The sequence below is a fragment of the Bradyrhizobium sp. LTSPM299 genome (assembly GCF_000938235.1).
Lineage (GTDB): Bacteria > Pseudomonadota > Alphaproteobacteria > Rhizobiales > Xanthobacteraceae > Bradyrhizobium.
The window spans coordinates 73,041-99,542 of the sequence record NZ_JYMU01000008.1 but is presented as its reverse complement, the minus strand read 5'-3'; the positions used below and the strand labels follow the sequence as shown (position 1 = coordinate 99,542).

Here is a 26,502-nt window from a genome sequence, read left to right as displayed (position 1 = left end):
ATGACATCGGCCACGATCGAACGCGCACCCTTTGGCAGATTGCCCGATGGTTCGGTGGTCGAGCGCGTGGCGCTGCGCAGCGGCAACGGCTTCGAAGCCGTCGTGATTCCGTTCGGCGCCGCGCTGCAATCGCTGATGACGCCCGATCGTGACGGGCACTGCGACGACATCGTGCTCGGCCATGACGATTTCGACGGCTATCTGGCGCAGCGCAAATTCTTCGGCGCGACCATCGGCCGCTATGCCAACCGGATCGCCGGCGGGCGCTTCGTGCTCGATGGCGCGGCAATTGCGCTCGAGGCCAACAACGGTCCCAACGCCTTGCATGGCGGCCCGCAGGGTTTCGATCGCCAGCTTTGGCGGATCGTCGACGTCAGCGACAGTCCGGGGCCGACGCTGGTGCTGGAGCGCGCAAGCCCGCATGGTGAAGAAGGCTATCCGGGCAATCTGGAGACGCGCGTAACCTATCGCGTCCGCAGCGCGACGGAGCTCTCGGTGACGTATGAGGCGACGACCGACCGCCCGACGATCCTCAATCTGACCAATCACAGCTTCTTCAATCTCGACGGCGCGCGCTCGGGCACGCAAATCCTCGACCACCGGCTGACGATCCCTTCGGATCGCTTTCTCGCCGTCGACGCCACGGCGATTCCACTGCCGGAGCCGCCGCGGCAGGTCGAGGGCACGCCGTTCGATTTCCGAAAACCCACGGCGATCGGTTCGCGTATCCGCATCAACGACGAGCAGCTGCGGCTCGGGCGCGGCTATGACCACAATTACTGTCTGGGGTCAGGGACCGGCCTTCGCCTCGCCGCGCGCCTCGAGGCGCCGCGTAGCGGCCGTGTGATGGAGCTGTTCACCGATCAGCCGGGATTGCAGTTCTATTCCGGCAACTTCCTCGACGGCTCCACATCAGGCAAAGGCGGCCTTCTTTATCGCCAGTCGGACGCGCTGTGTCTCGAGCCGCACGCCTGGCCGGATACGCCGAATCGCCCCGACTTTCCGTCGGCGCGGCTCGATCCCGGACAGATCTATCGGCGCACCATCGTCTATCGCTTCTCGACATTGTGAGGATCGCAATGACCGACCGTGTTGCCGATGAAGTGTTGGAAGAGGTGCCGACATCGGTGCTGTCGAGCGAGCGCTGCCATCTCGGCGAGGGGCCGACCTATGACGCCGCGACCGATACCGCGTGGTGGTTCGATATCCGCGAGCGTCGCCTGTTCGAGCATCGCTTTGCAGACGGACGCACCGTGATTCACGCGTTACCGAAAATGGCGAGTGCGCTGGCGCGGATCGACGGCGAGCGGCAACTCATCCTTATCGAGGATGGGTTCTATGTTCGGCATGTCGCCGATGGACGTCTCGAGCTGTTTGTTTCGCTGGAGTCCGACAATTCGGTGACGCGGTCCAACGACGCGCGGGTGCATCCGTCCGGCACGTTCTGGCTCGGTACCATGGGGCGACGCGCGGAGAAGGGCGCAGGCGCGATCTACGCACTGCACCGCGGCCGTATCACACGGCTCTATCCAGAGATCACCATCCCGAACGCGATCTGTTTCTCCCCCAACGGAGACATCGGCTACTTCGCCGACACCGGGAGGAACACGCTGTATCGCGTGCCGCTCGATCCATCGACCGGATTGCCGGTTGGAGACCCTGTTGTACTGATCAAACATCAAGGCGTCGGCGGCATCGACGGCGCGATCGTCGATGCGGATGGATTGATCTGGAACGCGCGCTGGGGCGGCGGCTGCATCGATATCTATGATCCCACCGGTCGCCGCCTGCGGTCGCTGCGCGTGCCGGCGAGCCAATCCAGTTGTCCGGCCTTTGTCGGCCGTGACTTCTCGCGCGTGCTGGTGACCTCGGCCTGGCAGGACATGGACGAGGCGCAGCGCGCCGCCGATCCCGAGCATGGCAAGACCTTCCTGCTCGACGCCGCGGCGCGCGGTCGCGCCGAGCCGGACGTCAGATTGTCCTAACAGATTCTACTGGTCGGCCTTCACCGCGCCGCGCAGTCCCGCCTCTTGCTGCGCCCTGGTCAGTAGTCCGTTGCTCTGCACGTCCTTCACGAAATCAGCGACTGACGGTAGCGCCTGCTCGCGGCCCTTCGGGATCGCGACCGCCATGTGCTCCAGTCCCCAACTGCCATTGAGGATGCGCGCACCCGGCAAGGCGTCCGACATCTCGAACAACGTTGGCTTGTTGGTCGCGTAGAGATCGATCTCGCCGAGGCCGAACATGGCGACGGCAGACGTGACGCTCTCGGCGGGAACGATTTTCGCGTTCGGAAACTTCGCGCCGAGCGTGCGTTCCGACGTGCCGCCCTTGGTGACGCCGATGCGGATGCCGGGCTGGTCGATCTCATCCGCGCTCATGATGGTGGAGTTGGGCGGCACCAGATAGCCGAGCTCGACCGCGACCAGGATGGGGCTGAAGCTGACATCATTGGCGCGGGCCGGCGTCGCGTTGGTGATGGTGAAATCGACCTCGGCATTCTTGATCGCGGCGATCACGTCGGCAATGCGCTGGAACGTGACATAGGCGACCGGCACGCCGAGCCGCTTCGCGAAGGCCTCGCCGAGGTCATGACTCAGGCCATGGGTTTGATGGGTGGCGGGGTCCGTCACCAGCGAGGTCGGGCTGCCCGGATAGACGCCGACACGCAGTTTTCCGGTCGGCGCCAGTAAGGTCGTCTCGTCACCGGCATGGGCCGAAGCCGCCGCGAGCGTCGCGATAATGCAGGCAAGGCCGAGCTTGCGAAGGCCCGTCGACATTATTTCAGAGAGCGCCATCATGTTGCTATCCGCCTCACGCCGCGCCGCTTGTTGACGTGACCTGATTTCTTGTACGATAGTACAAATATGGTTCGCAAGCCCGCCAACGTTGCCAGTGCACGCAAGCCGAACATGCGCGAGGCGATCCTCGCCGCGGCGGAGGAATTGTTCTCGACCCACGGGTTCACCGCCGTCTCGGTGCGCGACATCGCGCAGGCCGCCGGTGCCAATCCCGGCAGCGTGACCTATCATTTCGCGACCAAGGACGGCTTGCTGCTGGAAATCTATCGCCGCCATTGCGGTCCGATGAACCTGCGCCGCTCCGAGCTGCTGGCCGCCGCGAGACGGGTGCGCGACCTGCAGGACCGGTTGGAGGCGATCGTGCGCGCCTATGTGCTGCCGGCCTTTACGTCGGGCAGCGACCTCGCCGGCGGCGGGACGCGGTTCACGCGGCTGCGCGCGGTGATGTCGGCCGAGGGCAACGAGGTCGTGCGCCGGATCATCGCGCAGACCTTCGACGATACCAGCAACGCCTTCATCGATGCGATCTGCGAAAGCCTGCCGCACATCCCGCGCACCGATATCGTCTGGCGCGGTCATTTTTTGCTCGGTGCGCTCTACTACTCGCTGGTGACGCCGGAGCGCGTTTCGCGCCTGTCGCGCGGCAGCGCCGACGGCACCGATGCCGGCCACGCCATCGAACAGCTGGTGCGCGCAACCGTCGCCTCGATGCAGGCCGCGCCGCTCGATCAGGCGCCGCCCTCGCGGCGCAAGACGCCGGCCAAAACCTAAGGGCGAACGCTGACCTCTTGATTTTGGAGTTCGCTGATATGGACAAACTTCGGCTGCGTACCGTGCTCGGCAACCACCCGCATGTCGCGGCGGTGAAGACGGGTGCGCTGCGCTCGGACCTGTTCGATCTCGACTTCGTCGCGTTCGCGCCGACCAATGCCGCGTTCAAGCCGATGGTGCGTGAGCAGGCGTTCGATGTCTGCGAAATGGCCATCGTGACCTATCTGATGGCGAAAGCGCACGGCAAGCCGCTGGTGCTGTTGCCGGCGGTGATGATCGGCCGATTCCAGCATGGCTACGCGCTCCGGCGCGCCGACGGCGACGCGCTTGCCCCGACCGATCTCGAAGGCAAGCGGGTCGGCATCCGCTCGTTCACGACCACGACGGGCGCGTGGATGCGCGGCATCCTTGCCAACGACCACGGCGTCAATCTCGACAAGATCGATTGGGTCACCTTCGAGGACCCGCATGTCGCCGAATATGTCGATCGGACCGAACGCGCGCCTGTTGGCAAGACCATCATCCAGATGCTGAAGGACGGCGAGCTTGACGCGGTGTTGGGTGAGACCTCCAGCGATCCGGCGCTGCAGCCGCTATTCGCCGATCCGGCCGGCGAGGCGGCGCGCTGGTACAGCCGGCGTGGCGTTGTCCCCGTCAATCATCTGGTGGTGGTGACGGAGGCGCTCGCGGCATCGCGGCCGGACGTGGTGCGCGGCGTCTACGATCTCCTCAAACGCGGCAAGGCACACGCAGGTCCGCCCGGTACGCCGGACCTGCTGCCGTTCGGTGTCGAGGCGAACCGCAAGCAGCTCGCATTGGTCATCGACTATTGCGTCCAGCAGTCTCTGATTCCACGGCGCATCACAGTCGACGAGTTGTTCGACGACACAACACGGGATTTGAACTGATGACAATCTCCAACGATCCAATGCAATGGCAGGTCGGGCTGCTCGGCTATGGCGAGGTCGGCCGTATCCTCGCCGAAGATTTGCGCAAGCAGGGCATCAAGGTTGCCGCCTACGACATCAAGCTCGAGCGCGAGCAGGGAAGGCCGTTGCGTGAGCACGCCGATGGCATCGGGGTCGAGCTGATGCCATCGCATGCCGATCTCGCGGCGTGGGCGGATTTCATCGTCTCCGCGGTGACGGCGAGCCAGGCGGTGCCGGTGGCCGAAGCCTCTGCGTCCACCATCAAGAAGGAGACGTGGTTCCTCGACTTCAACTCGGCCTCACCCGGTGCCAAGCAGCGCGCCGCATCCATCATCGACGGCGCCGGTGGCCGCTACGTCGAGGGCGCCGTGATGACCTCGCTGCCGCCGTACCGGATCAAGGTGCCGCTATTGCTCGGTGGCCGCGGGGCACGCGAACTGGCGCCGCTTTTGGTTACGCTCGGCTTTGCGGCCAAGGTCGCGAGCGATGAGCTCGGTGTCTCGTCAGCTGTCAAGATGTGCCGCAGCATCATGATCAAGGGCCTGGAGGCCATGGTCATCGAGAGCTTCACCACCGCGCGGGCCTATGGCGTCGAGGATGCGGTGCTCGCCTCGCTCAAGGAGACCTTTCCGAGCATCGACTGGGAAAAGCAGGGCGCTTATTTTTTCCAGCGCGTCATCGCGCACGGACGGCGCCGCGCCGAGGAGGTGCGCGAGGTGGCGGAGACCGTGCGCGACACTGGGCTGGCGCCATGGTCCGCGTCGGGCACCGCCGAACGGCAGGCCTGGATCGCCGATCTCGCCGACGAGGGCGTGTTCGGCGTCAAGGGCACACCGGAGTTCGCCCGCAGCGCCGACTGGCGCACCGAAGCCGACCGTATCCTGGCGCGGCTCAACGCGGGATCATGCAAGGCGACAGCATGAGTGTCGTGTGACGGGCGTGGATTCATCAAGGAGCGACTCTGACTAGATTGGCGCAAGCGGGACGAAGGAGCCTGGTCAACGAAGCAGAGGACCAAATGATGATTGCCTGATATGAGAGCGTCGAGGAGAATTCCATGGTTTTCTGGATAGCGAGCGTGGTCGGGCTGGCAATCGCTTATCTCTTCGGTTCCACGCCCACGGGCTATCTGGCGGGGAAACTGCTCAAGGGCATTGATATCCGGGAGCATGGCTCCAAATCCACTGGGGCGACGAACGTGTTGCGCACCCTGGGCAAATGGCCTGCGTCGGTGGTGCTCCTGGTCGACATGTTGAAAGGTGTGGCGGCGATCGTCTTTGCCCGCTGGTTTTATCCTTGGCTCACCACGTTGCCGTCCGTCACGCCACCGACAGCGCTCGATCTTCAGACCTTGGCGCCGTGGGCGGTTTGCCTGGCCGGACTTGCCGTGTTGTTGGGGCATAGCCGTTCGATCTGGTTGAATTTTACGGGTGGGAAATCCGCTGCGACGGGGCTCGGCGTGTTGCTGGCGATATCCTGGCCAGCAGGTTTGGGCGCCGCAGCGGTCTTTGGCGTTGTGCTCGCCATTTTCCGCATTGTTTCCCTTGGCTCGATGCTGGCGGCGTTGACGGCGATCGTCGTGATCTGCTGCATGGAGCAGCCGTTGCCCTATCGGTTATTGGTGATTGCAGGAAGCGTTTACGTGATCGTGCGCCATCGTGCCAACGTTCAGAGGCTATTGGCCGGGACAGAGCCACGCCTCGGGCAAAGCAGCCTGGAATCGAAAACGGAATCGCAGATTTAGTTTTCTGGAACGCGGTTCAGAAGGGCAAGCGCAAGGAGCCATCGCGGGACGCCACCGCGAAGTGACGCCTTTCGCCGCAACACCTCACAGCGAATCCACTGCGTTCCCTGACGCCGCGTGATGGGCTATTGCTCGGTCCGTAATCTCGCGCCTGTCCTGCTCAGGCGATGGGCGCGAACTGAAATCCAGGAGGCACTTTCATGAAATTTTCCGGCAGGGTTATCGCCATCACGGGCGCAGCGCGCGGCATCGGCCGGGCCTGCGCCGAGCGCTTTCTCGCCGATGGTGCCAGGGTCGTGATCTCGGACGTCGACGGCGCGGCGCTGGCCAAGGCCGCGGGCGAACTCGGTCATCCCAATCATTTGCGCACCGTCGAAGCCGATGTCAGCAAGCGCGCCGATGTCGACCGGATCGTTGCCGTTGCGGTGAAGGAATTCGGCCGGCTCGACGTCATGGTCAACAATGCCGGCGTCGCGTGCAGCCGCGATTTCCTCGAGATATCGGAAGCCGAGTTCGACGACGTGATGGGGATCAACCTGAAGGGCGCGTTCTTCGGCGTCCAGGCCGCGGCCCGCCAGATGATCGCGCAAGGCGGTGGAGGCGTGATCGTCAACATGTCCTCGGTCAACGCGCTGCTCGCGATCCCCTCGCTTGCCACCTACGCGATGTCCAAGGGCGCGATGAAGCAACTCACCTCGGTGGCCGCGGTGGCGCTGGCGCCGCACGGCATCCGCGTCGTCGCGGTCGGGCCCGGCACGATCCTGACCGAGATGGTGGCAAATGCGATCTTCACGTCCGATGAGGCGCGGCGCAGCGTGCTGTCGCGGACGCCTGCCGGCCGCTGCGGCGAGCCGAGCGAGGTCGCCTCCGTCGTGGCGTTCCTCGCCGCCGATGATGCGTCCTACATCACCGGGCAGACGATCTATCCCGATGGCGGGCGGTTGATCCTCAACTACACCGTGCCGGTCAGCGAGAAGGGTTAGGGCGCGACAATTGCGAGATCGTGCCATGTCGGGATCGCTGCCGGACAAGGTAAAGTGCACTATCACCGTGTTGCCTCACACTGGCGAAAGTCCGGTGTTGAGGAAAGGCGGACGTCACCTACGCGTTCCGACTTCCGAGTTTGACCCAACTCGGATATCGGTACCTATGCAATCCTAATCGTCGGCTGATAGAGTTGTGCTGCTTGTTCCCTTCGGGAGAGTCGGCACATGGGACGGCTTTTTCTATTGATTGCTGCATTGCTGGCGGGGTTGCTGGGCACGGCGTTCGGGCAGACATCTCCCGCCTCGGAGATCGCTCCTGGCGGAAAGCTGCGCGTCGGCATGATTGCCATTGCAGTGCTCGGAGGTGTGGCCGAACCTGTCGCGGGATTCGTTGGACAGAAGCTGGGCGCGCACGTCGAACCGGTGATGTATGCGAACCCGGAAGCCTATCTCCAAAGTTTCGGCAAGGGTGAATGGGATATCGCCATCGGGCCACGCGTCCTTGCCCCCGCCGACAAGGCGGATTCAACGGGAAACCTTTGGGCCATCAGCCTCGTCTACGTCGCCGCGCCGGGAACAGACTTTCCCGATATCGCCTCCGTGGACAAGGCGGGCGTGAGGATTGGTACCATCCGCGGCGCTCCCTCCGACCGTGTGCTGACGCGGGAGATCAAGGCCGCCGAGATCGTCCGCATCCCTCTGAACCCGACCATTGCGGCTGACGCAGCCGACTTGCTGCGCTCCGGCAAAGTGGACGTCTTTGGCGCGGACTCCGGCGTCGGGTATCCTGCCGCCGAGGCCCTGACCGGGGCCAAGATCGTGCCGGGCGTCTTTGGGACGGTTCTCGTGGCGGCCGCGTTGCCGAAAGGCCGCTCTCCCGCGGCGCAGGCACTTCTCGCGACACTCTTCGACGAAGCAAGACAGGCCGGCGTGGTGCAGAAAGCCATCGACGCGAAGAGCCTCAAAGGTGTGAACGTCGTCACAAAATAGCAGGACACGACGAAGACCTTGGTTAAGCCCGCTGACCATCGGCGCGATCTGCTGTCGCGCCGCTTTCAGAGGCATAGCGGACAGCAGTCGTTTGTGAGGACGCGCCTTGGCCGGTAGATTCCTCGACCCGATCTCAGGCGCGCGGTGGCGTGCAAATGGCGCAGGAGAAAAGTAGGCCGGCAGGTAGACTTTCCGCGTATCGTCGGCGTCCCGGCGATCACAGTTTGTATATCGTTTCTTTGAATATACTACACTATTTTCAACCGCTTGATAGACGGTTGAATGACAATATTGAAATCGTTTCCAGAAGCCACTATAGGCGGTGATAACAACGAGGAAACACCGGGCGCTTGGCGACGGGCTAACCGCGACGAACTGCGCGACCGATGTTTCACCGACAAGAACGACGACCGGGGAACACCTCATGAGCCGCATCTTCGGCGCCGTCTGCCAGAACGGATACGTTGTGCGCGACATCCACGCTGCGATGAATCACTGGGTCAAGGTGATGGGCGTCGGCCCCTGGTACTACATCGACCGTGTCAAGACCGATTACTTCCGCCACCGCGGCAAGGACTCAAACGTGGAGATGAGCATCGCGCTGGCGAATTCAGGCGATCTGCAGATCGAGTTGATCCAGCAGCGCAACGACGCGCCCTCGATGTACAGGGAATTCCTCGCTGCAGGCCGTGAAGGCCTGCAGCATATGTCGTTCTGGACCAGGGATTACCAGACGCTCTACGACCGCGCGCTGTCGCTCGGTTACAAGGTCGGGCACGAGGGCCAGATCGGCGGTGAGCAGGGCCGCTTCGCCTATTTCGACACTGAAGCCCATCCCGGAACGATCATCGAGATTTCGGACATCAGCGGCAGCAAGGGGCGCTTCTTCGAGCGCATCCGGCAGGAAGCCCAGACCTGGAACGGCTCCGATCCGATCCGGGACGTCAAGAGCCGTTGAGGGTGAGAAACTCTGATCGCACTGTTGGGAGGCAAACGAGGCATGCACGATAGTTTCTTCCAGCGGCAACTCGGCCAGACCGGCGTCCAGACTGCCGCCATGGCGCTCGGCTGCTACTCCATGAGCAACGCCTATGGCGCGCGGTCCGACGATGAATCGAAAGCGGTGATCCGACGCGCGGTCGATCAGGGGATCAGCCTGATCGATACCGCCGATTACTATGGCTGGGGGCACAATGAGCAACTGGTTGCCGCCGCGCTGCACGGGCGCCGGGATGAGGTGCTGATCTCGTCGAAGTTCGGCTACATCAGGGCCGAGAAGGGGTTCGGCATCTCGGGCGATCCCGCCTATGTCGGCAAGGCCTGCGACGAGTCGCTGCGCCGCCTGGCGACCGATCATATCGATCTTTATTTCCAGCACCGGCTGGATCCGCAAGTTCCGATCGAAGACACCGTCGGCGCAATGGCGGAGCTCGTGCGGCAAGGCAAGGTCCGCTCGCTCGGTCTTTGCGAAGTCTCGGCAAAGACATTGCGGCGGGCCTGCGCGGTGCATCCGATCACGGCGGTGCAGGCCGAATATTCGCTCTGGACCCGCGACGTCGAGGCCGAGATGCTCGGCGTCTACGACGAACTCGGCGTCACGCTGATGGCGTTCTCGCCGCTCGGGCGCGGCATGCTGACGGGCAAGCTGCGCAGCCTCGATCAGCTCGGCCCGAAGGACGTGCGCCGGCATTTTCCGCGCTTCTCGCCGGAGAATTTTCCGAACAACGTCGCGCTGGTCGACCGGCTCGGCGCACTCGCAAACGAGCTCGGCTGCGACGTCGCGCAGCTCGCGCTGGCCTGGCTGCTCAACCGCAACCCGCGCATGATCGCGACCTGCGGCTGCGACACGCTGGCCTTCCTTGCCGAAAACCTGGGCGCGCTGGATATCCGCTTAAGCGATCAGAGGATCGCAGAGATCGCCGAGATGTTCGCGCCGGGCAACGTCAGCGGCGATCGTTACAATGCCGCGTTGATGCAGATGCTGGACAAGTAGCCGCGTGTTCGTTGTACGTGTGGCGCGGAAGAGCGATAGGTCCGCCGCCTTACTGACGCGCCCATACATCTGAGTTGCCCGACGGCGCAAGCCCTCCATACAAAAATATTTCGCTTTATCCGAAGTGCAACTCAGTGTATGAATCTCCCGTCCCACCCGATGAGAGGGGCGAGCGCACGTCACGAACGCGCGGTGGGATGCGGTGGACGCGAATTGCGCAACTGACGAGAGCGCATGACGCGGACGGCGATGTCGTGTGGTCCTGACGCTGCAATGCAGGCGGAAAGTTTTTGAGAAGCAAACGCTTCCCAGAGACAACGGTGGCAACAAAGCGCTCACCGGGGAGCACGAAGGAACCCGTAAAACCATCGCGCAGGGAAAGCCGGAGTTCCTCCGCTGAACCTGTATGCTCGTGTGCGCATCTACTCTACTTATGCACACGAGACCGCGGGTGCAGCGTGCGCCCGGCTTTCCCTGCGCCCTCTGTTTCGAGATGGAGGGTCGAACGAAATGCAAAGCTCGGGCAGATCATGTCGCGAGACTGCGGATGCACATCTCGCTGCCATCGCCCGCGAAAGCGGGCGACCCAGTACGCCGCGGGCCCATCGGCTCAATCACGACTGCCTCTAGAATACCGGATCGCCCGGACAAGCCGGGCGACGACACCTGTTTGACATCAGCCTACCTTCCCTTGAATTCCGGCTTGCGCTTGTCCATGAAGGCGCGGCGGCCTTCGCGGAAATCTTCGCTGTCCATGCAATCGATGCCGACCTGCTTGATCGCGGCCATGTCGCGGTCATCGGGATCCTTCAGCACTTGCGCGATGGTGATCTTGGCGGCCTTGATCGCCAGCGGCGCGTTGCCCGAGATGGTGCGTGCGATCTCCATGGTCGCATCCCACAATTCCGCGTCCGGCAGCACGCGATCGACCAGCCCGATCCGCAGCGCCTCAGTGGAATCGATCCGCATGCCCGTGTACATGATCAGCCGCGCCCAGGACGGGCCGACCAGCGAGACCAGATGGCGCAACCCGTCATAGCCATAGGCGATGCCGAGCTTGGCGGCGGGAATGCCGAACTGGCCGCTGGCGCCGGAGACGCGGATATCGGCCGCCATCGCAACCTGCATGCCACCGCCGAGGCAGAAGCCGCGGATGCAGGCAATGGTCGGCTTGGGGTAATCGGCAAACAAAGCGCGCTGGGCTGCGCTGCGCCGGGAATACTCCTCCGAGGCTTCCGCGTTGTGCCTGGTTTTCTCGAACTGGCTGATGTCGGCGCCCGACACAAACGCCTTGTCGCCGGCGCCCACGAGAATCACGACCCGGACCCCCGGATCGTCGCGCAGTGCGGTCAGCGCCTGGCCGAAGCCCTCCCACATCTCCAGCGACATCGCGTTGCGCTTGTCGGGGTTGTTGAAGGTGATTACGCCGACGCCGTCGACCACGCTTTGCAGGATCTTGCTGTCGGCGAGCGATGTGTGGGGAACGTTGAGCATGAGGGAGGTCCAGTCTGGTTCGGAAGCGAGGAGAGGGCCGCGATGACGAACCCAGAGGCCGGCTGTCCCGGCCCCCAGTTTGTGGTTCCAAGTCTAGCGAAAGCCGCCGGCAAGTCATCCCACCGGGAACGACGACCTGACGCGTCGCGCGCTTCTGTTGCGTCAGGGCCTAGCCCTTCGCGTCCAGCTCTTCCGGATCCTGTGCCGAGCGCACGCGGGAGATGTCGTCCGATGCTGCCGAAGCGCGCGCTGCCGCTATTGCGATCTCCCGCGCGAGGGTGGTGCACTCCGCCCACAGCAGAAAGAACACCAGCGGCGGCCGTTCGCGCGCCTCGAGCATCTGCCTGCAACGCTCAGTGGCGCCGTCGAGCGCCCACCATTGCCGGGCCACGACCATGACCTTGCGGAAGCTGCGCAAGGTGCCCGAGAATTGATGCGGATCGGCATCCGAGATCGCGACGCAATGGTTCAGCCAGTTCAGCGCGGCGTAGATCGCGATCCCGTAATCGTCGATCGCCGTTCCGGTGAAATCGATGACCGTGTTCTCGTGCGGGCTTTGCCGCAGGAAGGCATCGATCATCTCGGCCTGGCGGAGCGGATCGACCAGCAGCGTCGTGTCCTGCCGCGGCACCATTGGGATATAGCGCATCGCCTCGAGTCTTGTGTGCTGCCAGATCGCGCGGATATCGCCTTGTGCGTCGCCTGGCTTGCGCTTGCAGGCCGGATAGACCAATGCGCCATTGTCGACGAGGTCGAGATAGCGCGGCACCGCCTTGTCGAGTGCGGTGAGCAACGACATGGGATCAGCGAGGCCGCCGAAGCCGATGTCGGCGCCCTCGGCGGGTGCAGGGTCCTTGACGCGTGTCCAGCCAAAATTGGCCATGGGGGCGCCCCGATCTCAACCTGGCCGCTAGGCTAGATCGAAAATGCGGCAAATCAAATACGGCATTTGCGGGCGAGGGACGGGTTCGGTGCCAGCGCGTTGTGTTTCGGACAATCGCACTGGCGCCTGGTCAAACAATCTGCGCGACCTTGTAGGCGATGCCGCCTTCGACCAGGTAGCCGATTCCGGCACAGACGATGTCGTTGAGCCAGGCATATTGTTTGGCACCGGTCTCGAACAGCGGGTTGGTACGGAAATAATAGCTGTTGGGGTCGACCTGGTATCGCCCGAGCGGATCGGCGATATCAGCGCGCAGCTCCGGCGGCGTGACCCAGCGACCACCATAGGTCATGTGCAGCAGCGCGCCGTCATGCGTCTTCAGCACCAGCCGCACATCGAGCGACATCGTCCCATCAGAGCGAAACAAGGTCCAGTCGCCGCCCTCGGCAAGAACCTCGCCACGCAGCTTCGGTCCTTCGAAGGTGCCGCCGGCTGCGCCGAACAGCACGCGGCGGCCATACGGACCTTCGCCGATGTCCAGACGCGGCTTGAGGTCGACCACGATGTCGAAGAGATGCTCGGTCGTGATCGCGTTGAAATGTTTGATGCGTGGGTCGCTCATTATGGTTTCCAAACCTGTTTATTGCGCCGCTACGGGCGTGGTGCGTGCGTGTGGGAAGAGCCTTTCGCGCACCGCGTCGGTCGACAGGCCGGATTGGGCGCAGAGTTCGGACAGGTCGAAGATGAAGCGTTCGCCGGCAATCAGGCCGTCCTTGAAGGCAAACTGGATCACGACTGGCAATTCGGCACGCCTGCCGTTGGGCGGTGCGCCAAAACGGTCGCCGGTGATGGTCATGCGGGCGGTGCCCCAGCAGATCAGCGCGGCGCCGTTTCCGGCATGACCGTCGAGGGCGACGTCGTAGTCCGGAAACGACGTGAAGAACCGCATCAGCACCGCTTCGTTCTCGGCAAGGCCTTGCGCCCTTGTCCCAAAGGCCGGCGTTTCAAGCAACATGTCCGGATGAAACAGCTTCATCGCCGCCGGAAGGTCCTGACGGCTTTTGGCAATTGCGAGGGCTTGCGCGAGCGCGAACATCCGATCGGTGTCCATCATGGGTTCCATTCATTCGGTATGAATTTAACATACATTGTGTATGATACATACTACTCGTATCAAGCTGGGTCAACGTCTATGTTCGCCCGATGCGACAGGATGCGACCGAGCGAAGCCGCCGTGACGAGCACACCGAAGCCACGCGACAAGCATTGCTGTCGGCGGGGCGGGAGATCTTTGCGCGTGATGGATTCCAGGCCGCGAGCATGGAAGCGATTTCCCGGGCGGCGCGGGTGACAAGAGGCGCGTTCTACCATCACTTCGAAGACAAGAAGGCATTGTTCGACGCCGTTGTCGTTGCGATGCAGATCGAGGCGGCGGAGACGATTCAGGAACGCGCGAAGGCGCAGCGGAAGATCTGGGACCGCCTCACGACCGGCATCGACGCCTATCTGGATGTTTGCCTCGAGCCCTCCTACGGGCGCATCGTGATCCAGGAGGCCCCGGCGATCCTCGGCTATCAGCGGTATCGCGAGATCGAAGAAGCACATCCGATGGCGCTGCTCGGCGCGACGTTGAATGCGCTGAAACGCGAGGGCGAGATCGCATTTGATGATATGGGCCTGTTGACGCGGCTGCTCGACGCGATGATCTGCAAGGTGGCGATCATGCTGCCCGATGCCGATGACGCAAAGAAGCTGCGGAAGAGCGCGCACAAGCTGTTCGAGAGCTTGCTGGCTGGCCTGAGCCAGAAGGAGTGATAGCAAGATGACGGACACGCCACGGACGATCGGCGAGATCGCGAGCTTCCATGCCCATGTCTATTACGATCCCGCCACCAGCCGGGGCGAGGCGGAACGCCTGCGCAACTGGATCGGCGAACGCTTCCTGGTCACGCTCGGGCGCTGGCACGACGTCAAGGTCGGTCCGCACGATCAGGCGATGTACCAGGTGGCCTTTGCGACCGAGCTGTTTCCCGTGCTGGTGCCATGGCTGATGCTCAACCATGGCAGCCTGAGCATCCTGGTCCATCCCAACACGACGAACCCGCGCCGCGATCATCACGCCGATCCGCTGTGGATCGGGACGCCGCTTGCCGTGCATGCCGACAAGCTGCCCGAGGAGTCCGAGATGGAGCAGGCACCGGCACCGAACACGACGCCGACCCTGCGTCCTTAGGATCGTTAAAATTCACGGCAATTTCACCACAACCAAGTCGTTTCAAAATCATCGCGTTTTGCAACGTGGGGTTAAGTCGCCGTTCCTACGCTTTGCCCAACAAGATATCGGGTTGGGCGCATCGGGCATGTTCTTCTCGTTTCGAAGCTGGTCATTGTGGCGGGTGGTTGGACCGCTGATCGCGATCGTGCTGCTGCAGGCCAGCCTGTCGGCCGGCAGCCTTCAGGTGATGTCCGCGGTTCGGGCCTATGTGGCAGGCGAGAGCCTCTGGTCCAAGGGGCAGAAGGACGCCATCCACGACCTGCAGATCTATGTCAGCACCGGGGCGCCGGATTACCTGCGGAAGTTCGATGCCGCGATTGCGGTGCCGCTGGCCGATCGCGTCGCGCGGCTCGCCCTTGAGACGCCTGGCAACAACGATGCCGCGGCGCGCGCGGCCTTCGCCAAAGCAGGCAATCATGATGACGACATCGGCGGCCTGATCTGGCTGTTCAAGTATTTCCGCAAAATGCATCACGTCGCCGGCGCGGTGACGGCATGGCGGAATTCGGATCCGCTGCTCGATCAGCTGATCGATATCAGGAACGAGGCCGCAAACGACGTTGCGCTGCACGATCCGTCCGCTGCGACCATCAGGCACTGGGCCGAACGGATCAGCGTTGTCGACGCGGCGCTGAGCGTACTCGCCGTCGACTTCTCCGATCATCTGGGGCGGGCCTCGCGCCAGGTCTCCGCGCTGCTGCTGCTGCTCAATGTCGTGATCGCGGCGTGCCTCGCCGGCATCGTCCTGGTCCACACGCGGCGGATGCTGCTGCGGCGCTGGCTGGCCGAGACTGCGCTTGCCGAGGAGAAGGAGCGCGCCCAACTCACCCTGGCCTCGATCGGCGACGCCGTCATCGTGACGACGCCGGACGATTGCGTCAGCTACATGAATCCGGCCGCGCAGCGCCTGATCGCGGCAGGGCAAGATGTGACCGCCCGGCCGTTACAGTCGCTGTTCAGCATCACCGAACAGCCGGTGCAGGGGTCGTTCCGGACCACCGAGGCTGACGGTGAAAGCCAGCCGCGGCAGCGGCTTCTGCTGCGGCCCGATCAGTCCAGCGTCCCGGTCTCGGTGGTCGAGACTCCGATTACGCATGTTGGCGACTGGGCCGGCCGCGTCATGATCATCCACGACATGACGGCGGAGCGGCGGCTGGTCGAGGAGCTGGCATGGGCCGCGTCGCATGACGCCCTCACCGGGCTCGCCAACCGGCGGCAGTTCGAGTTCGAGCTTCACAAATCGATGTCGGGATCATCAGATACGGGCGCCGATCTGATGCTGATCGATCTCGACCAGTTCAAGATCATCAACGATACCTGCGGCCATATGGCCGGCGACCGGCTGCTGAAGCAAGTCGCCAAGCTGTTGGCGGGCGAGGTCGGTGGCAGCGGGTTGGTCGCGCGTCTCGGCGGCGACGAGTTCGGCGTCCTGCTGCGCGAGGGCAACGCGAGCGGACATGAAACCGCCTCCGATGTCGCGGAGCGGCTAAGGGCCGTCATCGAGCAGTCGAGCTTCGTTTATGAGAGCTCGGGCTTCCGGATCAGCGCGAGCATCGGTCTGGTCCGGCTGGACGATTGTGCCGGCGTGCAGGACGCGCTGCGGCTTGCCGACGTGGCCTGCTTCCTTGCCAAGGACAAGGGACGCAACCGCGTCCAGGAGCACCGTCTGTCGGACTCCGACATGACGCTGCGTGTCGCCGAGATGAACTGGGTGCAGCGCATCCGCAAGGGATTGGACGAAGAGCGCTTCTGTCTCTATGAGCAGGAAATCCGTCCCATAGGCGGTGCGTCGAAGGGCCAGGAGCGGCGCGAACTGCTGTTGCGTTTGCGCGACGAAAGCGGCGCGCTTGTGCCGCCCGGCAGCTTCCTGCCTGCCGCCGAGCGCTACGGCTTGATGCCGTTGATCGACCGCTGGGTGGTGCGCCGCGCCTTCGAGATCATCGCCGAGCGCAAGCACACCCTGCGCAAGGTCGCGGGCTACGCCATCAACCTCTCCGGCGCCACCATCGGCGACGGTGAGTTTGTCGACTTCGTCACCGAGCTGTTTGCGAAATATGACGTGCCGCCGACGATGGTGTGCTTCGAGATCACCGAGACCAGCGCGATCGCCAATCTGGATGACGCACAGACATTCATCGCGCGCCTGCGGGAGATCGGTTGCAGCTTCTCACTCGACGATTTCGGCACCGGCATGTCGTCGATTGCCTATCTGAAGCACCTGCCGGTCGATTTCATCAAGATCGACGGTTCGTTCGTGAAGGAGATCCTGCACAGCAAGGTCGATCGCGCGATGGTCGAGATGATCACCAAGACCGCGAAAATCATGCAGAAGCAGGTGGTCGCGGAGTTCGTCGAAAGCCTCGCCATCCTCGATGAGCTGCGCTTGATCGGGGTCGACTACGTCCAGGGCTACGCGATCGGCAAGCCGGTGCCGGTGCTCACCCTGCGGGAGGAGAAGATCGCCTGAGGCGGGAATTGTCCCGGATCGGGACGTTTTCCCGGCATTTCAGCCGCTTGGATACTGATTCTCCGGCATTTCCCACCCCCAAAGAGGCTAAAAAAAACCTACCCTGGCCCCTCCGGTCACGAATATGCCTTACTCGAATTCCCTGATATGATGAGCATTCGGTGAATCCCGCGTGGGCCGGAACAGGCCCCAGACCACCGACTTGGGGATGGATGGGTCAGAGAACGACGAAAGCTGCCGGGCGGGGGTTATTAAGCCGCGGCATCTCTTTGGTGGGCAGTACGGCATTTGCCGTCGGCGCGCTCGCCCTGTCGTCTGCCTTCGCCGCCTGGATGGTTGGCCTTGATCCCACCGCGTGGCTGCACGGACCGGCGCTTGCGAATACGAGCGCAGCGCTGACCTTCGACGATCGCTTCGGCTCCCGTTCCACGCTTAGCTCGGCTTCGCTCTATTATCCATCGCGCCGCGGTATCCGTTCGGACCGCGGCGATTTCCAATCCGAATTCGGTCACATCGAAGACGCACTGGCCGGCCAGTTGCGTGAGTCGCAGACCGATCTGCCGAGCCAGTCGGCCGCAGCTGCAGTTGCCGGGGTTCCGATGCCGCGAGCCCGGCCGGCCGAGGCCAATTTGCTCGCGCGGAACGATCAGTCGCCGCCGCCGGCGCCGGTGCAGCAGGCCGACAACCGGACGTTCCTGCAGAAGGTCGCCGACATGATGCCGGGCAAGCTGCAGCTGGCGTCGCTCGATCCGAATGGCGGGCTGCTGTCCGGCCCGAGCCCCGATCTCGGCGCGCTCGGCTATGACAGCACCACCGCGGTCTACGACATCACCGCGCGCGTCGTTTACATGCCCGACGGGACCAAGTTCGAGGCCCATTCCGGTCTCGGCAACCTGTTGGACGATCCGTCACATGTGAACGCCCGCAACGCCGGGGCGACGCCGCCCGGCGTCTACGAGATGAAGCCGCGCGAAAAGCTGTTCCACGGCGTGCCCGCGCTGCGCATGACGCCTGTCGACGGCAGCGATACGTTCGGACGCGTCGGTCTGCTCGTCCACAGCTACATGCTCGGTCCGAACGGTGACTCCAACGGCTGCATCTCGGTCAAGAATTACGACAGATTCCTGCAGGCCTATCGCAGCGGCATGATCAGGCGCATCGCCGTCGTGATCAGCGTCCAGGACACGCAGTCGGCCTCGACCCGTTCGCCGTCGAACTCGTAAATCCCTTTCCGTCAGAGCTTAATGCATCCCGTCGTGTCCAGCGCGGGAGGCGCCGTTGGCGCGTCGGAACGCGCGAGAGAACACCTCGCGTAGTGCGACCTCGCTGATGGAAGGGTTGGAAAATTGCGCATTGCGAAGCTGGTTTGAGGCTGCTGCGCAGCCGCGCCAGGAAACAATTATCAATTTTTGTATACACAAATGTTGGAAATGAGCATTTTTTCGAAATATTTGTGTTTGACAGGAAGTTATTGTATACATAGAGTATTCAAGAGTGCTCCTTGAGCGAGGATCCGATGTCAAAACCCTTCCCGATGAACGCCTGGTACGCGGCCGGTTGGGACGCCGACATCAAGCACGCGCTGTTGCCGCGCACGATCTGCGGCAAGCATGTCGTGATGTACCGGACGGTCGATGGCGAGGTGGTGGCGCTGGAGGATGCCTGCTGGCACCGCCTGGTGCCGCTGTCGAAGGGCCGGCTCGACGGCGACACTTTGGTCTGCGGCTATCACGGCCTGAAATACAATGCGCAGGGCCGCTGCACCTTCATGCCCTCGCAGGAGACCATCAATCCATCGGCCTGCGTGCGCGCCTATCCGGTGGTCGAGCGCCACCGCTTCGTCTGGCTCTGGATGGGCGATCCCGCGCTCGCCGATCCCGCGCTGGTGCCCGACATGCATTGGAATCACGATCCGGCCTGGGCCGGCGACGGCAAGACCATTCATGTGAAATGCGACTATCGCCTCGTGGTCGACAATCTGATGGACCTCACGCACGAGACCTTCGTGCACGGCTCCAGTATCGGCAATGAGGCGGTCGCCGAGGCGCCGTTCGACGTCGGCCATGGCGAAAAAACCGTGACGGTGACGCGCTGGATGAAGGGCATCGAGGCGCCGCCGTTCTGGGCCAAGCAATTGCAGAAGCCAGGCCCGGTCGACCGCTGGCAGATCATCCGCTTCGAGGCGCCGTGCACCGTCAATATCGACGTCGGCGTGGCGCCGGCGGGATCAGGTGCGCCGGAGGGTGACCGCTCGCAGGGCATCAACGGCTATGTGCTCAACACCATCACGCCGGAGACCGAAACGACCTGCCATTACTTCTGGGCGTTCGTCCGCAACCACCGCCTCACCGAGCAGCGCCTGACCACGGAAATCCGCGACGGCGTCGCCGGCATCTTCCACGAGGACGAGATCATCCTGGAGGCGCAGCAGCGCGCGATGGACGAGAATCCGGACCGCGTGTTCTACAACCTCAATATCGATGCCGGCGCGATGTGGGCGCGGCGGGTTATCGATCGCATGGTGGCCAAGGAAAACCCACCGCAGAATCCGCCGCAGCATTTGCAGGCCGCGGAGTAGGTCATGGCGGAACGCGAGACCGATCGTTCCGTGTCGCAGACCGTGCGGGCGCAACTCGCGTTGCGTGACCTGATCCTGTCGGGTGGGTTGCGCCCGGGCGAACGCATCTCGGAATTGCAGGCGGTGGAAACCATCGGCGTGTCGCGCACGCCGGTGCGGATGGCGCTGGTGCGGCTCGAGGAGGAGGGCCTGCTGGAGGCAATCCCCTCCGGCGGCTTCATGGTCAAGGCATTCTCCGAGCGCGATATTCTCGATTCGATCGAGTTGCGCGGCACGCTGGAAGGGCTTGCCGCACGCTTTGCCGCCGAGCGCGGCGTCTCCGCGCGCGATCTCGAGCCGTTGAAGGAGTGCCTCGGCGAGATCGACGGCCTGGTGCGTCAGGACCCGATTTCGGTGGAGGCGTTCTCGTCCTATGTCGCGCTGAATGCGCGCTTCCATGCGCTGCTCACGGAGCTGTCGCGCAGCCCGCCGCTGATCCGGCAGATCGACCGCGCTTCGGCGCTGCCGTTCGCTTCCCCAAGCGGCTTCGTGATGGCGCAATCGGCGCTACCTGAGGCGTACCAAATCCTGCTGATCGCACAGGATCATCATCGCATCGTGGTCGACGCCATCGAGAACCGCGAAGGCGCACGGGCCGAAGCGATCATGCGCGAGCATGCCCGGCTTGCCGCGCGTAATCTGCGGCTGGCACTGCGCAACCGCACCCATCTCGATCTGCTGCCTGCGCTGGCGCTGATCAGGTCGGTGGCCGACTGAGCGGAGAATTCTATGCGCTTCATCGAAACCTGGATGCCTGCAACGCTGGTCGCGACGCGCGACCTCACGCCCGGCATTCGCGAGTTCCTGTTGCAGCCGGACGGATTCGCAGCCGCGCCCTATGCCGTCGGCAGCCATATCCAGGTCGGCGTCATTGTCGATGGCCAACCCGAGACGCGCTCCTATTCGCTGGTCGGCGAGGTGGATCCGGAGGGCTATCGGATCGCTGTCCGCCGCGCGCCGGATTCGCGGGGCGGCTCGCGCTACATGTGGTCGCTTGAGCCGGGCGCCCGCCTCACCATCACGCGGCCGGCGTCGCTGGTCCAGCTCGACTGGACGCGCAAAGATTTTTGCCTGGTCGCGGGCGGCATCGGCATCACGCCGATCGTCGGCACCGCGCAGGCGCTCGCCCGCCGCGATGTCGACGTCACGCTGCACTACGCGGTGTGTTCGCGCGAGGACGCGGCCTATCTTGATGTGCTCGAGGCCTTGCTCGGCGATCGCCTCGTCGTCCATGCCGGCGACGAGGGCCGCAGACTCGATCTCGGCGCAGTATTCGCGGCACTGCCGCAGGATGCGATGGCATTGTTCTGCGGACCGATGCGGATGCTGGATGCGGCGCGGCACGCCTGGGAGGCGGCCGGGAAGCCCACCATCGACCTGCGCTACGAGACCTTTGGATCGAGCGGCTTGCTCCCGACCGAGGCGTTCCGCGTCCGCCTGAAGGACGAGGGCGTCGAGCTGGTGATTCCGCGGGAACGCTCGATGCTGGACGTGCTCAACGAGGCCGGATACGAGGTGATGAGCGATTGTCGCCGCGGCGAATGCGGCGTCTGCGCGCTCGACGTCGTCGCCATCGACGGCGAGATCGACCATCGCGATGTCTTCTTCAGCGACCACCAGAAGCGGGAGAGCAGCAAGATCTGCGCCTGCGTCTCGCGTGCCCGCGGCAGCATCACACTGGACACGCTGCACCGCGCCGACGCGATCTGACAGGTAGTCGCTCGCGCTACGCGGCGTGCACGGATCGCTGCAGGGTGGAGATCTCGTTGAGCGACATCGGCCGGCCGATCAGATAACCCTGAACCTCGTCGCAGCTGGTCTGGCGCAGATATTCGAGCTGCTCGGCGGTCTCGACGCCTTCGGCTACGACGCCGATGTTCAGGTCCTGCGCTAGCGCAATCACTGATTTGACGATCGCAGCGCAATCCGGCTGGGTCAGCATGTCCCGGATGAAGGATTGATCGATCTTGATGCGGCTGAACGGCAGCTTGCGCAGGTAGGTCAGTGAGGAGAACCCGGTGCCGAAATCGTCGAGCGCAACAGTCAGGCCGAGCTCGAGCAGCGCGTTCAGGATCGCGGGCGCCGATCCGTATTTCGAGATCAGCATCGATTCTGTGATTTCGATCTCGAGCCTGTTCGGCGAGACATTCGCCTCGGTCAACGCCTGCACGATGGTCTGCAGGATGCCCACGTTCTGGAATTGCACTGCTGAGACGTTCACCGCGATCCTGATATCGTCCGGCCAGCGCGACAGCGTCGCGCAAGCGCGGCGGATCACCCACTCGCCGAGCTGATGGATCAGCCCGCTTTCCTCGGCGATGGGAATGAAGACGGTCGGCGGGATCAGGCCACGCACCGGATGCTGCCAGCGCAGCAAGGCCTCGAAGCCGGTGATGCGGCCTTTGCGGAGATCCAGGAATGGCTGGTAGACGAGAAACAACTCGTCCGCCTCGATGGCGTGCTCGAGGTCGCCTTGCAGAGCCCTGCGGTCACGCGCCGATTTGTCGTCATCAGCCTCGAAGAAGCAGATGCTGCCGGGCCCGGATTTCTTCGCCCGATAGAGCGCGATGTCGACATGCTTGAGCAGGTCGTGGGGCGTGTTGCCGTCCCGCGGCGCCAGCACGATGCCGACACTGGTGGCACCTGATATCTCGTATCCGTCGATCAGGAACGGATCGGCAAAGGCCGCCACGAACTGCTCGGCGATCGCAAGCGCGTCTTCCGTCCTGGTCAGGTTGAACATGATCAGCGCGAATTCGTCGCCGCCGATGCGGGCGACATGCTCAGCCGCACGCGTGCAGCGCTGCAGCCTGGCCGCAACCTGGACCAGGAATTCGTCGCCGGCGGGATGGCCGAACCTGTCGTTCACCTCCTTGAAGCGATCGAGATCGAGCAGCAGCACGGCGAATTCCTCGCCGGACCGCGCCAGCCGTTTCAGCGCACCGTCGAGCGTCTCTTTGAAGGCAACACGGTTCGGCAGATGCGTCAGCGGATCCTGCCGCACTGTTCGTTCGGCGTCGTGCTGCGCGATGATGCGCCGCCTGAATTCGAGCGAGTTGACGAAGACGCCGCGCAGCAGCACGGCGCCATAGACCACGACCAGGACGGCCATCAGCAGATAGACGAAGTCGCCGTCCCTGCCGAGGCAGATCGCCGTGCCGAGGAAGATCGGCGCGGTGAACGCGATCGCGGCGATCGGGATGGTGGCGAAAGCGAACGCGCCGCCCGCGAGCATGCCGGCGCAGAGGCAGGTGATGACCAATTGTCCGCCGCTCGACGCGTCGGCGAAGAAGGCGACCGGGACGATGCCCCAGGTCGCACCGAGCGCTAGCGCATTGCGCACCAGCCGGTACATGGTTCGGCGCGATACGAATTCCGGTTTTGCGATGCGCCGCGACCCGCGCGCCTGCAGCCCGAAGAACGTTGCCGCGCTGATCACGGCAGCCGCCCAGATCAGGGCAAAGATCCAATCGGGCGACTGCCACAGCGCAACCGCGAGCACCAGGGCGTTGCAGGCATTGGCCAGCATGATGCCGACCGAATAGCCGAGCACGAGCGAGATCTGCTCGGCACGGATGTGACCTGCGAGGGCTTCATCCGTCGGTGGTGCGCCGAATGCCGCCAGGTCACCCGCGAACAGCTTCGCGGCATATGATCTCAGATACGTACGCATTACAACGCTGCTTGCGCGATTGGGCCCGGCGCCAGACCGCAGAATTCTCCGCAAACCTTTGACAAACTATGAACTATTCGAAGGCATCGAGCCACGGCAACGCCACCTTCGGGTTCCAATCCCGGGCATTGCTAACAAATCGATACAAATGCGCGGGGAGATGGCGCGCCCGGCAAAACCTGCCGTCCGCCACCTCGCTTGATCCCCCGCGTTTTTTCGCGAAGAGTCGCGTTCCCGCGACGGCAAACCAGAAGGTGCGCGTATGAACCTCCCGATGACCAACCACGATCCGGGATTTCGCATCACGCGGGCCAGCCATGTCGGCCTTGATGTCCGCGACCTCGCGGCGAGCCGGCGATTCTATGAAAGGGTGGTCGGCCTGATCCTGACCGCGGAGGAGGGCGATGCGCTCTATTTCCGCGGGGTTGAGGAGGCCTGTCATCACAGTCTTGTGTTGCGCAAGGGCAAGGACGCCACCTGTGCGCGCCTGGGCTTGCGGGTCTTTAGGGATGACGACCTCGATCGGTTGAAGGCCTTCTTCGAGGCGCATGGATGTCGGGCTGTGTGGGCCGAGGTGCCGCACCAGGGGCGCACGTTGCAGGCGATCGATCCGGCCGGCACGCCGCTTGAATTTTGCGCGACCATGCCGGTGGTGCCGCGGATGATCACCAAATTCACCCGTCACGCCGGTGGCTCGGCGTTGCGGCTCGATCACTATCAGGTGCTGACCCCCGACGTGGGCAAGGCTTGCGAATTCTACACGGCTGCGGGGTTTCGCCTCAGCGAATACATAGCGCCGGCCGGTACCTACGATCTGCGCGGCGTGTTCCTGCAGCGCAAGGGCAATCCGCACGACATCGTATTCTTCAATGGTGCCGGACCGCGGCTGCATCATTTCGCATTCCTCGCGCCCGAGGTGCATCATTTGCTGCAAGCCTGCGATCTCGCCGGCGAACTCGGCTATGGCGCATCGGTCGAACGCGGCCCGGGACGGCATGGGCCGGGCCATGCGATGTATGTCTATATGCGCGATCCCGATGGACATCGCGTCGAGCTGTTCAACACCCACTACCAGATCATGGATATCGAAAACGAGCCGGTCGGCTGGGACCCGAGCGACCATACGCTCTCGTTCCCCTGGGGCCTTCCCGCGCGGCAGGCCTGGTTTGAGGAGGCGACGCCGTTTGCCGATGTTGCGATCCGCGAGCCAGAGGTGAAGCCGAAGCCGCTGACGCTCGAGACCTATCTCGCGAAGTAGCATGTCCATGTCCGTCGAGAATTCCGTCTATGACGTGGCGATCGTCGGCCTCGGGCCAGTCGGCGCCATCTTCGCCAATCTGCTTGCGCGCGACGGGTTGAGCGTCGCAATCGTCGAGCGCGCCATTGATATCTACGACAAGCCGCGCGCGATCACGCTTGACCATGAGGCGCTGCGCGTATTCCAGGCGATTGGGCTCGGCGATGTCATGGAGCAGGCGATCGCTCCGCACAACGGCTCGCACTATCTCGGCGTCGACGGCGAGATCATCAAGATGTTCGACCCGATGCCGCCGCCGTTTCCGCTCGGCTGGACCCCGAACGTCACCTTTGTGCAGCCGGAGGCGGAGCAGGCGCTGCGCGACAAGCTCGCTGGTTCTGCGAATGCCGATGTCTTTCTCGCGGCTGCGGGCGTGTCGCTGCGGCAGGACGACGGCGTGGTGACCTTGATCGCGCGCCGTGAGTCTGGCGAAGACCTGACCATCCGTGCGCGCTATCTGGTCGGCTGCGACGGGGCCAACAGCTTTGTACGCAAGCAGCTTGGCATCGGCCTGGAAGATCTCGCCTTCGACGAGTGGTGGATGGTGGTGGATACGCTGACCAGCGAGCCCGCCAAGCGGCCGGCCAAGAGCTTTCAGTATTGCTGGCCGTCGCGCCCCGGGACCTTCGTGCCGGGCCCGCGCAATCTGCGGCGCTGGGAGATCAAGCTGTTGCCGGGCGAGGATCCCGAGGTAACCGGCGCGCCGGACAATGTCGTCAAGCTGCTCAAGGGCTTTACCGACATCTCCGACCTCACCATCTGGCGCTCGGCGGTCTATCGTTTCCACGCTTTGCTTGGGCAGCGCTGGCGTGAGCGCCGCGTGCTGTTGATGGGGGACGCTGTGCACCAGACGCCGCCCTTCCTCGGGCAGGGGCTTTGCGCCGGCATCCGCGACGCCGTGAACCTTGCCTGGAAGCTCAAGCTGGTGTTACGCGGCGACGCCGACGATGCGCTGCTCGACAGCTACGAGATCGAGCGCAAGCCGCATGTCTGCGCTGTCGTCGCCAGTGCCAAGGAATTCGGTACGATTATCGGCGAGCTCGACCCCGCTGCGGCCGCCGAACGAGACGCACGGTTGCGCGCCGATCTGAAGGACGGCAGGGCCGAGACGATCAGGCAGAAGTTCATCCCTGATCTTGTGTCTGGCCTCATTGCACAAGATGCGAAGCTCGCCGGGCGGCTGTTCGTTCAACCGCATGTGCGTGCGCCGAATGGGGGCGTCTGCCGCCTCGACGATCTGCTCAAGCCGGAATTCGCGATCGTGACGGCGGCAGCGGAGCCGATGGCCTGGCTGTCGGATGCGTCGCGTGCCGGGTGGCAGCGTCTGTCCGGCGAGCGCGTCGTCATCGCGACGTCAGGTGAGAGCACAGACGTCAATGGTATCCTGACCGTGGTCGAGCGTGACGGGCTGTTTGCCGACTGGATGCGGCAAAACGCCGTCGCCGCGGTGATCGTGCGGCCTGACCGCTATGTCTTTGCTGCTGCGGAAAGCGCCGACGAGCTCAATATGCTTGTCCAGCAACTGCTCCAGAACCTGAGCGCAGGGCGCTAGCCTTTTCAAAGCGCTCCTTTGTCTGTACCA

At 63.7% G+C, this 26,502-nt stretch carries 25 protein-coding genes; 19 read left to right on the top strand and 6 right to left on the bottom strand.

The features are described 5' to 3' along the window. Together UP10_RS06750 and UP10_RS06745 are read left to right on the top strand one after the other, a co-directional pair. Positions 1–1,071: an aldose epimerase family protein gene (locus tag UP10_RS06750; RefSeq protein ID WP_044586589.1), complete on the top strand. Its 1,071-nt coding sequence runs from the start codon at positions 1–3 to the stop codon at positions 1,069–1,071. A 35-nt stretch (positions 1,072–1,106) separates the two neighbouring features. Then, on the top strand, positions 1,107–1,985 hold the full coding sequence (locus UP10_RS06745; protein ID WP_044586674.1) for an SMP-30/gluconolactonase/LRE family protein: 879 nt from the start codon (positions 1,107–1,109) through the stop codon (positions 1,983–1,985). Between the two features lie 6 nt (positions 1,986–1,991). Here UP10_RS06745 and UP10_RS06740 read toward each other — a convergent pair whose 3' ends face one another. After that, entirely contained in the window at positions 1,992–2,801 is an 810-nt protein-coding gene (locus UP10_RS06740; protein ID WP_245321680.1) for a transporter substrate-binding domain-containing protein, read from the bottom strand. Positions 2,802–2,867: 66 nt separating this feature from the next. Between UP10_RS06740 and UP10_RS06735 the strand changes: the two genes are divergently transcribed. The 8 genes from UP10_RS06735 (at position 2,868) to UP10_RS06700 (ending at position 10,214) form a co-directional block, all read left to right on the top strand. Beyond that, positions 2,868–3,572 (top strand): TetR/AcrR family transcriptional regulator, encoded by a 705-nt coding sequence (locus UP10_RS06735; RefSeq protein ID WP_044586587.1) that lies wholly within the window; start codon positions 2,868–2,870, stop codon positions 3,570–3,572. A gap of 38 nt (positions 3,573–3,610) precedes the next feature. Continuing rightward, positions 3,611–4,480 (top strand): ABC transporter substrate-binding protein, encoded by an 870-nt coding sequence (locus tag UP10_RS06730; protein ID WP_044586586.1) that lies wholly within the window; start codon positions 3,611–3,613, stop codon positions 4,478–4,480. Beyond that, positions 4,480–5,424, top strand: coding sequence for an NAD(P)-dependent oxidoreductase (locus UP10_RS06725; protein ID WP_082077003.1), 945 nt, complete (start codon positions 4,480–4,482; stop codon positions 5,422–5,424). The genes UP10_RS06730 and UP10_RS06725 overlap by 1 nt, the downstream gene beginning before the upstream one ends. A 134-nt stretch (positions 5,425–5,558) precedes the next feature. Further along, positions 5,559–6,245 carry a glycerol-3-phosphate 1-O-acyltransferase PlsY gene (gene plsY, locus UP10_RS06720; protein WP_044586585.1) on the top strand — a complete coding sequence of 229 codons (687 nt, stop codon included), beginning with the start codon at positions 5,559–5,561 and terminating at the stop codon, positions 6,243–6,245. Positions 6,246–6,445: 200 nt separating this feature from the next. After that, complete coding sequence (locus tag UP10_RS06715) at positions 6,446–7,228, top strand: SDR family NAD(P)-dependent oxidoreductase (protein ID WP_044586584.1); 783 nt, start codon at positions 6,446–6,448, stop codon at positions 7,226–7,228. 228 nt (positions 7,229–7,456) lie between these two features. Next, a complete protein-coding gene (locus tag UP10_RS06710) occupies positions 7,457–8,221 on the top strand; it encodes a type 2 periplasmic-binding domain-containing protein (protein ID WP_082077002.1) in 765 nt (254 codons plus the stop codon). 424 nt (positions 8,222–8,645) lie between these two features. Beyond that, complete coding sequence (locus tag UP10_RS06705) at positions 8,646–9,179, top strand: VOC family protein (RefSeq protein ID WP_044586582.1); 534 nt, start codon at positions 8,646–8,648, stop codon at positions 9,177–9,179. Positions 9,180–9,221: 42 nt separating this feature from the next. After that, complete coding sequence (locus UP10_RS06700; protein WP_044586581.1) at positions 9,222–10,214, top strand: aldo/keto reductase; 993 nt, start codon at positions 9,222–9,224, stop codon at positions 10,212–10,214. Positions 10,215–10,895: 681 nt separating this feature from the next. Here the strand turns inward: UP10_RS06700 and UP10_RS06695 are convergent. The 4 genes from UP10_RS06695 to UP10_RS06680 form a co-directional block, all read right to left on the bottom strand. Then, entirely contained in the window at positions 10,896–11,708 is an 813-nt protein-coding gene (locus tag UP10_RS06695) for an enoyl-CoA hydratase (RefSeq protein WP_044586580.1), read from the bottom strand. A gap of 169 nt (positions 11,709–11,877) precedes the next feature. Then, complete coding sequence (locus UP10_RS06690; RefSeq protein ID WP_044586579.1) at positions 11,878–12,591, bottom strand: hypothetical protein; 714 nt, start codon at positions 12,589–12,591, stop codon at positions 11,878–11,880. 130 nt (positions 12,592–12,721) lie between these two features. Continuing rightward, positions 12,722–13,213 carry a DUF3237 domain-containing protein gene (locus tag UP10_RS06685; RefSeq protein WP_044586578.1) on the bottom strand — a complete coding sequence of 164 codons (492 nt, stop codon included), beginning with the start codon at positions 13,211–13,213 and terminating at the stop codon, positions 12,722–12,724. 18 nt (positions 13,214–13,231) lie between these two features. After that, positions 13,232–13,705 (bottom strand): ester cyclase, encoded by a 474-nt coding sequence (locus UP10_RS06680; RefSeq protein ID WP_245321679.1) that lies wholly within the window; start codon positions 13,703–13,705, stop codon positions 13,232–13,234. Positions 13,706–13,794: 89 nt separating this feature from the next. Here UP10_RS06680 and UP10_RS06675 point away from each other — a divergent pair, with 89 nt between their 5' ends. From UP10_RS06675 to UP10_RS06645, 7 genes are all read left to right on the top strand, one after another. Further along, on the top strand, positions 13,795–14,406 hold the full coding sequence (locus UP10_RS06675) for a TetR/AcrR family transcriptional regulator (RefSeq protein ID WP_044586577.1): 612 nt from the start codon (positions 13,795–13,797) through the stop codon (positions 14,404–14,406). 7 nt (positions 14,407–14,413) lie between these two features. Next, positions 14,414–14,824 carry a DOPA 4,5-dioxygenase family protein gene (locus tag UP10_RS06670; RefSeq protein WP_044586576.1) on the top strand — a complete coding sequence of 137 codons (411 nt, stop codon included), beginning with the start codon at positions 14,414–14,416 and terminating at the stop codon, positions 14,822–14,824. Between the two features lie 127 nt (positions 14,825–14,951). Then, positions 14,952–17,333 (top strand): EAL domain-containing protein, encoded by a 2,382-nt coding sequence (locus UP10_RS06665; RefSeq protein WP_044586575.1) that lies wholly within the window; start codon positions 14,952–14,954, stop codon positions 17,331–17,333. 272 nt (positions 17,334–17,605) lie between these two features. Then, entirely contained in the window at positions 17,606–18,556 is a 951-nt protein-coding gene (locus UP10_RS06660) for a DUF2778 domain-containing protein (RefSeq protein WP_245321678.1), read from the top strand. Between the two features lie 293 nt (positions 18,557–18,849). Continuing rightward, a complete protein-coding gene (locus UP10_RS06655) occupies positions 18,850–19,911 on the top strand; it encodes an aromatic ring-hydroxylating dioxygenase subunit alpha (protein ID WP_044586670.1) in 1,062 nt (353 codons plus the stop codon). A gap of 3 nt (positions 19,912–19,914) precedes the next feature. Then, positions 19,915–20,667, top strand: a complete 753-nt coding sequence (locus tag UP10_RS06650) for a GntR family transcriptional regulator (protein WP_044586574.1) — start codon at positions 19,915–19,917, stop codon at positions 20,665–20,667. A gap of 12 nt (positions 20,668–20,679) precedes the next feature. After that, entirely contained in the window at positions 20,680–21,660 is a 981-nt protein-coding gene (locus UP10_RS06645) for a PDR/VanB family oxidoreductase (protein WP_044586573.1), read from the top strand. 16 nt (positions 21,661–21,676) lie between these two features. Here the strand turns inward: UP10_RS06645 and UP10_RS06640 are convergent, their stop codons facing one another. After that, on the bottom strand, positions 21,677–23,623 hold the full coding sequence (locus UP10_RS06640) for a putative bifunctional diguanylate cyclase/phosphodiesterase (protein WP_044586572.1): 1,947 nt from the start codon (positions 23,621–23,623) through the stop codon (positions 21,677–21,679). Positions 23,624–23,885: 262 nt separating this feature from the next. Between UP10_RS06640 and UP10_RS06635 the strand changes: the two genes are divergently transcribed. Together UP10_RS06635 and mhpA are read left to right on the top strand one after the other, a co-directional pair. Next, positions 23,886–24,881, top strand: a complete 996-nt coding sequence (locus UP10_RS06635) for a VOC family protein (protein WP_044586571.1) — start codon at positions 23,886–23,888, stop codon at positions 24,879–24,881. Position 24,882: 1 nt separating this feature from the next. Next, the gene (mhpA, locus tag UP10_RS06630; protein WP_044586570.1) at positions 24,883–26,472 is read left to right on the top strand and encodes a bifunctional 3-(3-hydroxy-phenyl)propionate/3-hydroxycinnamic acid hydroxylase MhpA; all 1,590 of its coding nucleotides are present in this window, start codon (positions 24,883–24,885) and stop codon (positions 26,470–26,472) included. Positions 26,473–26,502 lie beyond the last annotated feature (30 nt).